The organism is Demequina sediminis (genome assembly GCF_039545075.1).
Lineage (GTDB): Bacteria > Actinomycetota > Actinomycetes > Actinomycetales > Demequinaceae > Demequina > Demequina sediminis.
Genome location: NZ_BAABRR010000006.1, coordinates 111,266 through 125,116, shown reverse-complemented (window position 1 = coordinate 125,116; position 13,851 = coordinate 111,266). Strand labels below are relative to the sequence as shown.

The 13,851-nt window shown below is 68.8% G+C and carries 14 protein-coding genes and 2 tRNA genes; 14 read left to right on the top strand and 2 right to left on the bottom strand.

Annotation, left to right across the window (positions count from 1 at the left end):
* Positions 1-77: 77 nt before the first annotated feature.
* The 4 genes from ABEA62_RS07205 to ABEA62_RS07190 are packed head-to-tail and all read left to right on the top strand — an operon-like array spanning position 78 to position 4,077.
* Complete coding sequence (locus ABEA62_RS07205; RefSeq protein ID WP_286214919.1) at positions 78-1,256, top strand: polyamine ABC transporter substrate-binding protein; 1,179 nt, start codon at positions 78-80, stop codon at positions 1,254-1,256.
* Complete coding sequence (locus tag ABEA62_RS07200) at positions 1,243-2,391, top strand: ABC transporter ATP-binding protein (protein ID WP_286214920.1); 1,149 nt, start codon at positions 1,243-1,245, stop codon at positions 2,389-2,391. Before ABEA62_RS07205 ends, ABEA62_RS07200 begins: the two co-directional genes overlap by 14 nt.
* Position 2,392: 1 nt before the next feature.
* Positions 2,393-3,256, top strand: coding sequence for an ABC transporter permease (locus ABEA62_RS07195; protein ID WP_286214921.1), 864 nt, complete (start codon positions 2,393-2,395; stop codon positions 3,254-3,256).
* Positions 3,256-4,077, top strand: a complete 822-nt coding sequence (locus ABEA62_RS07190; protein ID WP_286214922.1) for an ABC transporter permease — start codon at positions 3,256-3,258, stop codon at positions 4,075-4,077. The genes ABEA62_RS07195 and ABEA62_RS07190 overlap by 1 nt, the downstream gene beginning before the upstream one ends.
* 144 nt (positions 4,078-4,221) lie before the next feature.
* Here ABEA62_RS07190 and ABEA62_RS07185 read toward each other — a convergent pair whose 3' ends face one another.
* A complete protein-coding gene (locus tag ABEA62_RS07185) occupies positions 4,222-5,604 on the bottom strand; it encodes an aspartate aminotransferase family protein (RefSeq protein WP_286214924.1) in 1,383 nt (460 codons plus the stop codon).
* 101 nt (positions 5,605-5,705) lie between these two features.
* Positions 5,706-6,941 (bottom strand): winged helix-turn-helix domain-containing protein, encoded by a 1,236-nt coding sequence (locus ABEA62_RS07180; RefSeq protein ID WP_286214926.1) that lies wholly within the window; start codon positions 6,939-6,941, stop codon positions 5,706-5,708.
* Positions 6,942-7,035: 94 nt separating this feature from the next.
* Between ABEA62_RS07180 and ABEA62_RS07175 the strand changes: the two genes are divergently transcribed.
* The 10 genes from ABEA62_RS07175 to ABEA62_RS07135 all read left to right on the top strand — a co-directional run bounded on the left by ABEA62_RS07175 (position 7,036) and on the right by ABEA62_RS07135 (position 13,847).
* Positions 7,036-7,108 (top strand) — tRNA-Thr (locus tag ABEA62_RS07175).
* Positions 7,109-7,165: 57 nt separating this feature from the next.
* Positions 7,166-7,239 (top strand) — tRNA-Met (locus ABEA62_RS07170).
* A gap of 67 nt (positions 7,240-7,306) precedes the next feature.
* Entirely contained in the window at positions 7,307-7,471 is a 165-nt protein-coding gene (rpmG, locus tag ABEA62_RS07165) for a 50S ribosomal protein L33 (RefSeq protein ID WP_042213233.1), read from the top strand.
* Positions 7,472-7,559: 88 nt separating this feature from the next.
* Positions 7,560-8,579, top strand: coding sequence for an endonuclease/exonuclease/phosphatase family protein (locus tag ABEA62_RS07160; RefSeq protein WP_286214930.1), 1,020 nt, complete (start codon positions 7,560-7,562; stop codon positions 8,577-8,579).
* 375 nt (positions 8,580-8,954) lie between these two features.
* The gene (locus tag ABEA62_RS07155; RefSeq protein ID WP_286214931.1) at positions 8,955-9,320 is read left to right on the top strand and encodes a hypothetical protein; all 366 of its coding nucleotides are present in this window, start codon (positions 8,955-8,957) and stop codon (positions 9,318-9,320) included.
* 200 nt (positions 9,321-9,520) lie between these two features.
* On the top strand, positions 9,521-10,525 hold the full coding sequence (locus ABEA62_RS12700) for a winged helix-turn-helix domain-containing protein (protein WP_425557994.1): 1,005 nt from the start codon (positions 9,521-9,523) through the stop codon (positions 10,523-10,525).
* Positions 10,518-11,327, top strand: coding sequence for a hypothetical protein (locus tag ABEA62_RS07150; protein WP_286214932.1), 810 nt, complete (start codon positions 10,518-10,520; stop codon positions 11,325-11,327). The genes ABEA62_RS12700 and ABEA62_RS07150 overlap by 8 nt, the downstream gene beginning before the upstream one ends.
* Before the next feature lie 62 nt (positions 11,328-11,389).
* Positions 11,390-11,839: an FAS1-like dehydratase domain-containing protein gene (locus tag ABEA62_RS07145; RefSeq protein WP_286214933.1), complete on the top strand. Its 450-nt coding sequence runs from the start codon at positions 11,390-11,392 to the stop codon at positions 11,837-11,839.
* Positions 11,836-12,267 carry a MaoC/PaaZ C-terminal domain-containing protein gene (locus ABEA62_RS07140; protein ID WP_286214934.1) on the top strand — a complete coding sequence of 144 codons (432 nt, stop codon included), beginning with the start codon at positions 11,836-11,838 and terminating at the stop codon, positions 12,265-12,267. Before ABEA62_RS07145 ends, ABEA62_RS07140 begins: the two co-directional genes overlap by 4 nt.
* A 128-nt stretch (positions 12,268-12,395) precedes the next feature.
* Positions 12,396-13,847, top strand: a complete 1,452-nt coding sequence (locus tag ABEA62_RS07135; protein ID WP_286214936.1) for an NCS2 family permease — start codon at positions 12,396-12,398, stop codon at positions 13,845-13,847.
* Positions 13,848-13,851 lie beyond the last annotated feature (4 nt).

Here is a 13,851-nt window from a genome sequence, read left to right as displayed (position 1 = left end):
GCCCACGCTCGCAGTGGTGCAACTATCGGCAACAACGCACCAGTCGGTGCGTGCGCCGCGGAGTCGAGGAGGTTGATGTGGACGAGGTCATGCCGCCGGAAGAGGGACAGAAGAGGGGCATCTCGCGCCGAGGGCTGATCCTGGGAGGCGCCGCGGGCGCCGCAGGCATCGCGGCGATTGCCTATCTCGGCACGCGGGGAGGCGGCGGCACCGCGGGATGCGTGACCACGGACCTGTCGTCGACTGAGGCACGTCTCGCGATTTCGAACTGGCCCGAGTACATCGACGAGGACGACGGCGACTACCTGTCCACGCTGTCGCAGTTCCAGGAGCAGACCGGCATCCAGGTCTCCTACACGCCCGACGTCAACGACAACTCCGAGTTCTTTGCGCGCGTGCGCAACCAGCTGGGCGCGTGCCAGCCGACGGGCCGCGACATGTTCATGCTGACCGACTGGATGGCCGCGCGCATGATCGATGCCGGCTGGATTCAGCAGCTGGACAAGGCCAACGTCCCCAACCTCGACGCCAACCTCATCTCCTCGCTGCAGGGCGTCGGATGGGACCCGAACCGCGACTACTCCGCGCCGTGGCAGTCGGGCTTCACCGGCATCGCGTACAACAAGTCGCTCGTGGGCGAGGTGCGCACCATGGACGAGCTCCTCACGCGCTCGGACCTCAAGGGCAAGGTCACGATGCTCACCGAGATGCGCGACACCATGGGCCTCCTCATGCTGAGCAACGGCGCGGATCCGGCGAACTTCTCCGACGACGACTGGGGCGCCGCGCTCGAGAAGCTGAGCAAGGCGCGCGCGGACGGCCAGATCCGTGCATTCACCGGCAACGAGTACATCAACGACCTCGCGGCGGGCAACATCGCGGCCTGCGTCGCGTGGTCGGGTGACGTCGCCGCGGCGGAGGATGAGAACCTCGTCTTCCTCCCGCCGGACGAGGGCATGATGATCTGGTCGGACAACATGCTCATCCCCGTCCAGGGCATGCACAAGGCCAACGCCGAGAAGTGGATCGACTTCTACTACGACCCGAAGATCGCGGCCCAGCTCGCGGCCTACGTCTGGTACGTCTGCCCGGTAGAGGGCGCGCGCGAGGAGATGGAGTCCATCGACCCGTCGCTGGTCGACAACCCGCTGATCTTCCCGACCGACGAGTACCTCGCACAGACCAACGGCTTCATGTCGCTCGACGAGGCCAAGGCGTCCGGATACGAGAGGGACTTCGCGGATGTCACTGGCTGAGGATGCTCGCCGCGACCTCCGGCTCGCGGGGCTGACCAAGCGCTACCCCAACGGCTTCGTCGCGGTGAAGTCGCTCGATCTGGTGATCCCGCAGGGTTCCTTCTTCGCCCTGCTCGGCCCGTCGGGGTGCGGCAAGACCACGACCCTGCGCATGGTCGCGGGACTCGAGGGCCCCACCGCGGGCACCATCCACATCGGCGACACCGACATCACCCACGAGAAGCCCTTCAAGCGTCCCGTCAACACGGTGTTCCAGAACTACGCGCTGTTCCCCCACCTCACCATCGCGGAGAACGTCGAGTTCGGTCCCAAGCGGCGCGGGGTCAAGGACACCGCGTCCCAGGTGAAGGAGATCCTCGAGCTCACCGAGCTGACCGAGCAGGCCGCCAAGAAGCCCGCTCAGCTCTCGGGTGGCCAGCAGCAGCGCGTGGCCCTGGCCCGCGCCCTCATCAACCGCCCCGAGGTGCTGTTGCTCGACGAGCCGCTGGGCGCGCTCGACCTCAAGCTCCGCCGCGCGATGCAGATCGAGCTCAAGCGGATCCAGGAGGAAGTAGGCCTGACATTCGTCCACGTCACGCACGACCAAGAGGAGGCCATGACCATGGCCGACACGGTCGCGGTGATGAACGAGGGGCGCATCGAGCAGCTCGGCACTCCCTATGACCTCTACACCAACCCCCACACCACGTTCGTGGCCAACTTCCTCGGTCGATCGAACCTGGTCAAGGGCACGGTCGTGGGCAGGGAAGGCACGGGGGCCGATGCCGTGGTCAAGGTCGACATGCACGGCACGGTGGTGACGATCAAGGCCAGTCGCGTCCACACGGAGTCCTCCGAGGGCTGGATCGGCATCCGTCCCGAGAAGGTCCTCATCCAGCCGGCGGGCACGCCGCTCGACGCGCCGGGCAACTTCTTCTCGGGCGCCGTGGTGAGCGAGGCGAGCTACATGGGAGTCTCGACCGAGTACCACCTGCGCATGCCGTGGGGCCAGGAGCTCATCTGCTTCGAGCAGAACACGGGACGGCGCGGCGGACTCGTGGCGGTCGGCACTCAGGTCGACGTGTCCTGGAGGCCCGAGTTCGCGTTCCTCCTCGACTCGTCTCAGGATGCCGGGGCCGGGATCGAGGAGGAGTGACGTGACCGCCCTCCAGCGCGTCTTCGGCAGGAATGCCGCGTACATCCTGATCGCCCCGGCCGCGCTGTGGCTCGCGGTCTTCTTCCTGTTCCCGATCCTGTCCCTGCTCACGACGTCGCTGTCGGATCCTGCGGGCAACCCGGTCACCGGCTATACGCTGACGTGGCGCGTCCAGAACTACGTCGAGGCGCTCGCGGACTACTGGCCCTATCTGGGCAGGTCGCTGCTCTATGCGGGCATCGCGACGTTCTTCTGCCTCATCCTCGGCTACGTGCTTGCCTATGCGATCGCGTTCAAGGCGGGGCGGTTCAAGACGATCATGCTGGTGCTGGTCATCGCGCCGTTCTTCACCAGCTTCCTGGTGCGCACGCTGTCGTGGAAGCTGATCCTCGCGGACAACGGGTGGATCGTCGAGACGCTGCAGTCGCTCAACCTGCTCGCGGAGGATGGGCGCCTGCTCGCGACGCCCGTCGCGGTGGTGGCCGGCCTCACGTACAACTTCCTGCCGTTCATGATCCTGCCGCTGTACACGAGCCTCGAGAAGATCGACCCGAAGCTCAACGAGGCGGCGGCGGACCTGTACGCGAACCCCGTGCAGCGCTTCTGGCGCGTCATCTGGCCGCTGTCGCTGCCGGGAGTGGTGGGCGGCACGCTGCTGACCTTCATCCCGGCGACCGGTGACTACATCAATGCCGAACTCCTGGGCAGCCCCAACACCCAGATGGTCGGCAACCGCATCCAGGCGCTCTTCACGACGGTGGGTGACTATCCGCACGCGGCGGCGCTGTCCGTGATCCTCATGGCGATGATCGTCGCGATGGTGCTCTACTACGTGCGCAAGGCGGGAACGGAGGACCTCCTGTGATGACCCGTGTGGGCCGATGGATCGGCCGTCACCTCGCGCTCGCGCTGGGCCTGCTGGTCCTGCTGTACATGTACATCCCCAACTTCATCGTCGCGCTGATGTCCTTCAACGACGCGTCGCAGTCGCGCAACCTCTATCAGTTCCAGTCCTTCACGTGGGACAACTGGCTCAACCCGTGCGCCCCGCTGGGGATGTGCGAGTCGCTGCGCGTGAGCATCAGCATCGGCCTGCTCGCGACGATCGTGTCGACCATCATCGGCACGCTCGCGGCCTTCGCGCTCGTGCGCCACCGCTTCGAGGGGCGATCGACGGCCAACCTCATGGTGTTCCTGCCGATGGCCACTCCCGAGATCGTGATGGGCTCGTCCCTGCTGGCGCTGTTCGTCGCGGCGGGGCTGGGCGGCCAGCTGGGCTTCTGGACGATCCTCGTCGCACACATCATGTTTTGCATCTCATTCGTGGTGGTGACGGTGCGGTCGCGTCTCTCGGGCCTGGACTCCAATCTGGAGAAGGCCGCGATGGACCTCTATGCCAACGAGTGGCAGACGTTCTGGCGCGTCACGTTCCCGCTGGTCTTCCCCGGCATCCTCGCCGCGGCCCTGCTCGCGTTCTCGCTGTCCTTCGACGACTTCATCATCACGAACTTCAACGCCGGCCAGACGGTCACCTTCCCGATGTTCGTGTGGGGAGCGGCGCAGCGCGGCGTGCCCATGCAGGTCAACGTGATCGGCACCCTGATGTTCATCGCGGCGCTGACCTTCGTGATCCTCGGTGAGGTCGCGTCGCGGCGTCGGGCCCGGGGCAAGGTGTCCGCGAGGTAGGCACCCGGCGTCAGCCCGGAGCGCGGGTCGATCCCCGATCGGCCCGCGCTTCAGGCCGTCTCGACCCGGATCGCGGGCGATCGCGCACGCCGCCCGTGGGCTGAGCTGAGCGCGTGCTCGGCCCGGCGCGCGGGCGGCTCCGATCTACAGCAGCGCGTACGCCCGCGTGATGACGTCGCGCAGGATGCGCTCCATCTCGTCGAACTCGGCCTGGCCCACGATCAGCGGCGGCGACAGCTGGATGACCGGGTCGCCGCGGTCGTCCGCGCGGCAGTACAGCCCGGCGGCGTAGAGCTCCTTGGACAGGAAGCCGTGCAGGACCCGCTCGCCCTCCTCGTCGGTGAGCGTCTCCCGCGTCGCCTTGTCCTTGACCAGCTCGATGCCGTAGAAGAAGCCGTCTCCGCGCACGTCGCCCACCATGGGCAGGTCGAGCAGCCGCTCCAGGGTCGCGCGGAACGCCGGGGCGGTCTCACGCACGTGGGCCAGCACGCCCTCGTTCTCGAAGGCATCGAGATTGGCCATCGCGATCGCGGCCGCGACGGGGTGGCCCCCAAACGTGTACCCGTGCGCGAACATCTCGCCCGCGGCGAGGAACGGCTCCATCAGTCGATCCGACGCGATCATGGCGCCCATGGGTGCGTAGCCGGAGGTCAGTCCCTTGGCCGACGTGATGATGTCCGGCTCGTAGCCAAACCGGGTGGCGCCGAACATCTCGCCCAGGCGCCCGTACGCGCAGATGACCTCGTCGGACACCAACAGGACGTCGTGGCGGTCGCAGATCTCGCGCACGCGAGCGAAGTAGCCGGGAGGCGGCGGGAAACAGCCGCCCGCATTCTGCACCGGCTCGAGGAACACGGCCGCGACGCTCTCGGGGCCCTCGTTCTCGATCGCGACCTCGATCTGGTCGGCGGCCCACCGCCCGAACGCCTCGGCATCCGAGCCGTCGTGCAGCCCGTGCGTGATCTCGCTCGCGCGGTACGCGTTCGTGTTGGGCACGCGGAACGTCGAGGGCACCAGCGGCTCGAACTGCTGCTTCAGCGACGGCAGCCCCGTGATCGACAGCGCGCCGTGCGGGGTGCCGTGGTACGCGACGGCGCGGCTGATGACCTTGTGCTTCATGGGCTTGCCCACGAGCTTGAAGTAGTTCTTCGCGAGCTTCCATGCGGACTCGACCGCCTCGCCGCCGCCGCTCGTGAAGAACACGCGGTTGAGCGAGCCGGGGGCGTGGTGGGCGAGGCGCTCCGCGAGCTCGATCGCGCGCGGATGCGCGTACGACCACAGCGGGTGGAAGGCGAGCTCGCGCGCCTGGGCGGCGGCCGCCTCCGCGAGGTCCGCGCGGCCGTGGCCCAGCTGGTTGACGAACAGCCCCGCGAGGCCGTCGAGATAGCGCCTGCCCTCGGCATCCCAGATGTAGGCGCCCTCGCCGCGCACGATGATCGGCACGTCCGCCTCGGCGTAGCGCGAGTGCTGCGTGAAGTGCATCCACAGGTGATCCTTGGCGGCCTGCTGCAGGCGTGCGGTATCCATCCCCCCATCGTTTCGCCCGCCACGCCGTGCCGCAACCGACGCCTTGGCGGGGATCTGCGTGGGCGGACACGGTTCGTCCGGCGCCGGGATGCGCACCCGCGCTAGAGGAGGCGCACCTCCGCCTCGAGCGCGGCGGCGAGGTCACCCCGCGGGACGACCCGCACCTCGCCCAGGCCTAGCCAGCCCGCCATCACCGCCAGCTCTGCGGCGAGCGCGGCGGCCACCGAGGCATCGTCCCTGCGCCGTGTCCCTTGGGGGCGTCCGGGCTCGCGCCATGCGGACTCGACCGACAACACGCCGTCCTTGCGTAGGGCCTTGAGGTCCACGCGCGCCTCGAAGCGGTCGCCGTGCAGGAAGAGCAGGCAGTAGTAGCCGTACACGCGTTGCGGGGCGGGGGTGTAGATCTCGATGCGGTAATCGACACCGAACATCCGCAGCAGGCGCGGGCGGTACCAGCACACGGGGTCGAACGGGCTGAGCAGCGCCGATGCCGTGGCCCGGACGGGATCGGACGCCCCGGTGGCGAGCAGCGCCGGCTCCCGCCAGCCCTCGACCTCGACCCATCGCGCGAGGCCGCGCTCGACCGCCGAGTCCGCCCAGCCGGCGCGATGCGCGCGGGGCAGTCGAAAGTGGTCGGCGAGGTCGGACGGCGTGCCGATTCCCGTGGCGGCGAGGGCGTGGTCGAACAGGGTGCGATGCGCGTCGTAGGCGGGCATCCCCCAGTCGCCGCGCGAGGCGGGAGCGAGTCCCCACGCGCGCGACGTCGAGTCATACGTGCGCCGGAAGTGGGGCCCGCGCGCGGACGCGACCTCGCCCGTGATGAACAGGTGATCGAGAGCGTCCTTGACGTGCGACGTGTCCCACCACGTGCCGCGCCGCCCTTCGCGAGGGGCCAGGTGCTCGAGCTCCGAGGACGTGAAGGGCCCCGACTCCTCCACCCGCGCGCGCACCTCGTCGAGCAGTCCGGGCCGCTCACGGTCGAGGCGCTCGCGCGTGCGCACCTGCCACGAGGTCCCCGCGACCATCCGGTGATGCATCGCGGGCAGCAGCGCGCGCGGCATCACGGAGGCCTCGTGACCCCAGTGCTCGAAGGCGTGGTCGGAGCCGGACAGCCACCCGTCGAGGCGATCACGGTCGTACGGACCGTAGCGCGAGTACAGCGGGAGGTAGTGGGCGCGCGCGAGCACGTTGACCGAGTCGAGCTGCAGCACGCCCTGGCGGTCGAGGTACTCGCGGAAGCGCGCGGGGCCGGGCCTGCCGGGCGGGCGCCGGCGCGCGAGAGACTGCGCGGCGAGGTGGATCCGGCGGGCCTCGGCGGCCGTCAGCGAGGTGGTCACCGTGTCACTCTAGGAGGGCGGTCCGACAGCCGCGCCGGGCGCCCCGGCTCCGATTTCACTTTTGGGTTCCGCGGCGTGTACCCTGTTCCGGCTGGCCCCGATAGCTCAGTCGGCAGAGCGTTTCCATGGTAAGGAAAAGGTCCAGGGTTCGATTCCCTGTCGGGGCTCTCTATCCGTCGCGATTCTTGCGGCGGATCGCCGTTCGCGTTCGCGCGGCGGCACGCGGCGGGGTAGCTCAGCTGGTTAGAGCGCACGACTCATAATCGTGAGGTCGCGGGTTCGAGCCCCGCCCTCGCTACGGAACAGGCCATCAGCCTGATCTCGCGCTGTCGCAGGCGTGTCACGACAAGGCTGGGAGAGACCACATGGCCAAGAACGACGTTCGTCCGAAGATCACGCTCGCGTGCACCGAGTGCAAGGACCGCAACTACATCACGCGCAAGAACCGCCGTAACAACCCCGACCGTGTGGAGCTCTCCAAGTTCTGCCGGAAGTGCGGCAAGCACACCGCGCACCGCGAGACGCGCTAAGCATCACGCTTGAGACGAGGCCCGTCGCCCCCGCTGGGGCGGCGGGCCTTCGTCGTTCCCGGGTGGGGAGGGTGTCATGATGCGGGGCATGGATGATGCTCGGAGGGAGCCGGCCGCGCCGACCGGCGGCCCCGCTCTCGCGCCAGGGCGGAGGCCGGAGCAGACACGGGTTCGCCGTGTCGCCCGCGCGCTCGCGGTCCTGGCTCTGGTGGCCGTGTCGATACCGGTGCTCGCGAGGCTGACGGGCGTCGAGGCCGGACCGCTCGCGATCCTCGTGGCTCTCATGCCGTGGGTCGTGCTCGCGTGCCTGATCCCGCTGGCCCTGGCCCTGGCCGCGCGCGCGTGGGCGGTCGCCGGCGCGGCGGCCGCCGTGCTCGCGCTGTGCGTGGCCTGGCAGGCGCCGCTGTTCTCCGCAGGCGCGGGCGCGACAGCGGAGGACGCCGCCCTGACCGTGGCGAGCGTGAGCGCGACGTTCGGCCGCGTGGACGCGGATGCGGTGGTGGCGCTCGTGCGCGAGGGCGAGGTCGACCTCCTCGCGGTCCAGGAGCTCACGCCGGATGCCGCGGACGCGCTGGTTGCCGCGGGACTCGAGGACGCGCTGCCGCACTCCGTGCTCCTGCCGGAGGAGGGGTTCACCGGCACGGGTCTGTGGTCCGCGCTGCCCCTCGGGGACAGCGGCGAGGTCGAGGGGATGACGTCGCGTGCTCCGTGGGCTGTCGCCGAGCTCGACGGCCGCGCGGTCACCGTGCTTGCCCCGCATCCGGCCGCGCCTGGCCCCACGGACCACGCGCGGTGGGCGGCGGATCTCGAGCTGCTGCGCGACGCGGTCGCCGGAATGGACGACGCGGTCCTGGTCGTGGGGGACCTCAACGCGACGCGCGACCACCGGGCGTTCCGAGCGATCGAGTCGCTCGGATGCGTCGACGCCGCCGACGGCGCGGGCGCTGGCTTCCTGCCCACCTTCCCCGAGGGCCGCGGGCTGTTTCCGGTCGCGGCGATCGACCACGTGCTCGAGTGCGGCACCGGCCTGGGCGCGGTCGGGGTCGAGACCGCATCGATCGAGGGCGCGGATCATCGCGCCCTGGTGGTCCGCTACGGTGCCGCGTGAGCCCTGCGGTCGAATGACGCGGCAGGTAGTCGCGCGGGTCCGTATCCACCGCGCGCGCGGCCGGAAGGGTGATGAGGGGGCGTGGTGAGGCAGGTAGTGGTTGGCGTGGTCGCTCTGGCCGGCATGTTCGGCTTGTGCTCGTGCACGCCGGCGGTGGATCCTCAGAGCGTTGAGGAGTAGTGGATCTTCGACAACTACCCGCAGCTGTGGGATCAACGGATCCGCGCGCTGTCGACGGAGAAGCTCCAGAGGTCTCCGAGCGGCGGCCAGGAGCCGGTTCCGCTGGTCCAGTACCTGGATGGACAGCGCTTTGAGGGGACTGTCGAGGCCCCCTTGTCATTCAGCGGGACGGACACCGTTCCCGGAGAGTTGTCGATGGCTTCTGCCGAGCTGATCGATGGCACTCACTCAAGGGAGAACGGGTCCATCGAGCGCTACGGCAACAGTAAGTACCTGATCGACCTGAACCTCTCCGGCAAGGACAAGAGCCGGCTGTCCATTCGCATCTCGCGCAGCGACGGCAACGTGAAACCTTACTTCTACGACGGCGACACCAGTCCGCACACGTACGCGAACCTCGAGGAGGCGCTCGCGGACGTCAAGGATGGTGTCCCGCTCGGTGGTGGCCGCGTCCTGGACCTGGCGGAGATCTCGGCGGTACTGCTGGAGTCCGAGAGCGCACCATCTGGCATCCAGATAATCGACCCGCGGACATGGGAGCCGGTGAACTGGGTCCCATAATGCCCTGAGATCCTTACTGCCCCCGCCCCGGATGCATCAAATGCTCCGGAGCCGCCCCCACCCTCCTGGTGGCATAGGCCGGCCGATGCTCGATCACCGTCGCGAGCGCATCGCATGCACGCTTCCCGCGCGGCGCTCCTGTGCAGTCGGGCCGCATATAAGTTAAAGTGATTCTGTTCACCAAGGCTTATGGGGGTGCCATGGAGGCGGGGCGCGATGCCGAGACGCGCGCTGTTGCCGCGTTGCAGGAGTGCGGCTTCAGTGTTCGTGCGAGCTCGGGCACTGACCTGGTCGTCTCGACTCCTCGCGAGACCGTCGAGGTGACTGTCAAGGTCCGGCGGGCTGCGACGTACGAGTGGGAGGCGCGCCAGCTGCTTCGTGCGCATCCGGGCAACACCCTGCTCGTTGTCCCCCGTGCCGCGCGCTCCCTTCTTGCCGTCGCCGCCGACGACCCCCGCTTGAGCGTGCTCTCCCTGGACACCGCCGAGCTCCTCTGGCGCGGCGAGCCTTGCGCGTTCGGGCCGCGGGCGTCTGCCGACGATGCCGCGCGCGACGCTACCAGGCGAAGCCCTTGGGGGCGGTGGGGGTTGATGCGCGTCCTTGCTATCGCTGAACGCCCATGGAGTCAGGCCCAGCTCGCTCGGCAGGTCGGGGTGTCTCAACCGGCCATCTCTCAGAGCCTTCGTGCACTGGGCGACCTTGTCGAGCGAGGTGCGCACGGCTGGGCGGCGCGGGATCGCACGCAGATGTGGGACGCATTCCTGGACTCGTACCGCGGGCCCGGCGGTGTCACGTCGTGCTGGTACGGCCTCGACGGGGTAGTGGCTCAGGCGCGGACCGTGCTCACTGCCGCAGCTGACATGCACACACGTGCGCTGTCATCTGGCGATGCCGCAGCGGACGAGTTCGCGCCGTGGCGTATGCCGGGTCGAGGCGTCGTCTACGTGCAGCGGTCGATAGACCTGCAACGGTATGGCCTGGCTGAGTCCGGGCCTGATGAGGCAACGATGTGCGTCACGGTTCCGGCGGATTGGACACTGTGGGCCACCGCGCGTACGTGGGGGTGGGAGGACACGGTAGACCCTCTGTTGGTCGCTTGGGATGTACGGCGATCGGGGGGCCCCGACGCGGCTGAGTCGGCAGTTCGTCTCAAATCCGCGGTACTCACGCGTCGCACCGATGGGGAGCGGTTGCGTCATGAGTGACGCACTCCATCAGGGAGGCCGCGGCGGCATCCATCGCAGGGTGTCGATTGTCGCTGTCTCCCGTGCGGACGATGCGTCGTATCACTCGCTCGCTGATGTGTGCGAACTCACCGCTGAGTATGCAGACGTGCGAATCGTCGGCGGACAGATGGTGAGTCTCCTGACCCAAGCGTTCCCCGCAGACGGCGTTGTCCCGCGGCGCACCGCCGATACCGATGCGGCGATCTCGATGGAGATTGCGTCGAGCGGAGACATCCATGAACGACTGATCGGGCACGGCTACGTTGCAGAGGTCGGCAACCGCTATGTGCGCGCGAACGCCGCTGGCCTCACGCTCGCGGTGGACTGGCTGGTACCGGCGACGGGGGCGGTCTTCTCGTCTCAGGTGGTGGGTGGCCGTGGCTTCGATGCAACTCCGGGCCTGGGACTCGCTCTCGCAGCCCCTCCGATCGTGATCACTGTTGAGGCTGCACTCACGGACGGCGCCGCCATGGCATTCGCTGCGCGTGTGCCGCCCGTCGAACACGCGGTCGTCCTGAAGACCTATGCGACCCGTTCCCGTTCCGCGAGCAAGGATTACACCGATCTGTTCAATCTGCTCGCGATTGCACACGAGTATCGGGACCGGCAGGACGAGATCGGTGGCTGGCGGCTCAAGGCGGCCATCTCGGGCGCGCGGGGTGATGCGTCCGGAATCCTGCGCGACATCGCCGACTCGGCCCGAAGCAACCGCACGCTCGCCGAGGCCGACGTACCTCGACCGCGGCTGGTGGCCCTGATCCGCGAGTTGGTTGGTGCCTAGCCGCGCCCCTGTCCGCACCCCGGCCCGAGCATCGTCCCCCCTCCTCCCGATAGGGTGGAACCGTGCCAGTCAACATCGAGGCGGTGGGCCGCGCGTACGGCCCGCACGAACCGTACGAGGTCACGCGGATCAAGATTCGCGAATTCGCCGATGCCGTGGATGCGAGGTCCTTCGCGCACCTGAGCGAGGAGGCGGCTCGCGCGGAGGGCTACCCCGACGTGGTGGCCCCCACCACGTTCGCGGTCGTGATCGCGCAGCAGGCCGAGTTCCACGTGGTGGTCGACCCCGAGGTGGGCGTCGACTTCTCGCGCGTGGTGCACGCCGACGAGCGCTTCACGCACCACCGCCCGATCATCGCGGGCGACCTCATCTCGAGCACGGTGCACATCGACTCGATCACGCAGCGCGGCGGCATCTCGATGGTGACCACGCGCACCGAGTTGGTCGACGCCGACGGCAAGCCCGTGTCCACCGTGGTGAGCACCCTCGCGGTGCGCGAGGAGGCCTCATGAGCGCCGAGAACCGTCCGAGCTTCGACGGCCTCGAGGTAGGTGAGGTGGTCGCGGAGCGCGAGATCGAGCTCACGCGCGACTCGCTCGTGCGGTACGCAGGGGCCTCGGGCGACTTCAACCCGATCCACTACAACGACGTGGTCGCGCAGCAGGTGGGGCTTCCCGGCGTCATCGCTCACGGCATGCTCACGCTGGGCCAGGCCGCGTCCGTGGTCGAGGAGTGGGCCGGGCCGGGCAACGTCGCGGACCTGCAGGCGCGCTTCACGCGTCCCATTCCGGTGCCTAACCCCGGCGTGGCCGTCGTGACCGTCACCGCCAAGGTGGGCGCTCTCGACCCCGAGCGGCGCACCGCACGGATCGACGTGACCGTGGACTTCCAGGGGCAGAAGGTGTTGGGCAAGGCGCAGGCGCTGGTCCCCTGCGCGTAGGCGTGTCCGGGGTCCCGGTCGCGACGCGATACGCTGGCGCCGCATCCGCCCCCTCGCCGTGAGCCCCGACCGGCTGGTGGGCATCACCATTGGGAACTCAGCGCCCACGAACTACTGAGGAGACACACATGTCCGCGCCTGCGCGCCCCGGCATCGTCGCCAAGCTCGACACCTATTTCGAGATCACCCAGCGTGGCTCGACCTTCGGCCAGGAGATCCGCGGCGGTCTCACCACCTTCTTCACCATGGCGTACATCGTGGTGCTGAACCCGCTGATCATCGGCACCGTCGCCGATGGCACGGGCGAGTACCTGGGAGGCGGCGACGCCCCCAACCTCGCGATGATCGCCGCCGCGACCGCGCTCGTCGCGGGCCTGCTGTCGATCGCGATGGGGGTGTGGGCACGCTTCCCGCTCGCCCTCGCGGCCGGGCTCGGCCTCAACGCGTTCGTCGCATACGGCATCGCCGCGCGCGAGGGCATGACCTGGCCGCAGGCCATGGGCTTCGTGGTCATCGAGGGCGTCATCATCCTCGTGCTGGTGCTCACCAACTTCCGCAAGGCCGTGTTTGCCGCGGTGCCCACGTTCCTCAAGCAGGCCATCGCGGTCGGAATCGGCCTGTTCCTCGCGTTCATTGGACTGTACGACGCTGGCATCGTGCGCGCGGGCGCCGGCACCCCGACCCAGTTCGGGTTGGGCGGCTACATCTCGACGTGGCCCATGGTCGTATTCATCGTGGGCCTGTTCACGGCGATCATCCTCATGGTCCGCAAGGTGCGCGGCGCGCTACTCATCTCGATCGTGGTCGCCACCGTGCTCGCGGTGCTCATCGAGGCCGCGCTGTCGCTCGGATCCGCGGTCGAGAACCCGTCGGGCTGGGCGCTCGTGGTGCCCGCGGTGCCCGACTCGGTCGCGTCCGTGCCCGACTTCTCGCTCGTGGGTCAGGTGGACCTCTTCGGCGGCTTCACGTCGCTGCCCGTGCTCACCGCGCTCCTGCTGGTCTTTTCGCTGCTCATCGCCGACTTCTTCGACACCATGGGCACCATGACCGCCGTGGGCGCCGAGGCCGGGCTCAACGACAAGGACGGCAACCCGCCGCGCTCGCAGCAGATCCTGCTGGTGGACTCGATCGGTGCCGCCGCGGGTGGACTGGGATCGGTGTCCTCGAACACCACGTACATCGAGTCCGCGGCCGGCGTGGGTGACGGCGCGCGCACCGGCCTCGCCTCCGTGGTGACCGGCATCGCGTTCCTGCTGTCGACGTTCCTCACTCCGCTGTACGAGCTGGTGCCGTTCGAGGCCGCCACGCCCGTGCTCGTGGTCGTCGGCTTCCTCATGGTCTCGCAGGTCGCTGGGATCGACTGGAAGGACTACCGGATCGCGATCCCCGCGTTCCTCACGTTCATCCTCATGCCGTTCGGCTACTCGATCTCCGTCGGAATCGGCGCGGGCTTCATCTCGTACGTGCTGCTCCAGGTGGCGACCGGCGCCGCGCGCAAGGTCCACCCGCTCATGTGGGCGGCCTCGGGAGCGTTCGTGGTCTACTTCGCGCTGGGTCCCATCACCTCGCTGGTGGGCTGACCCA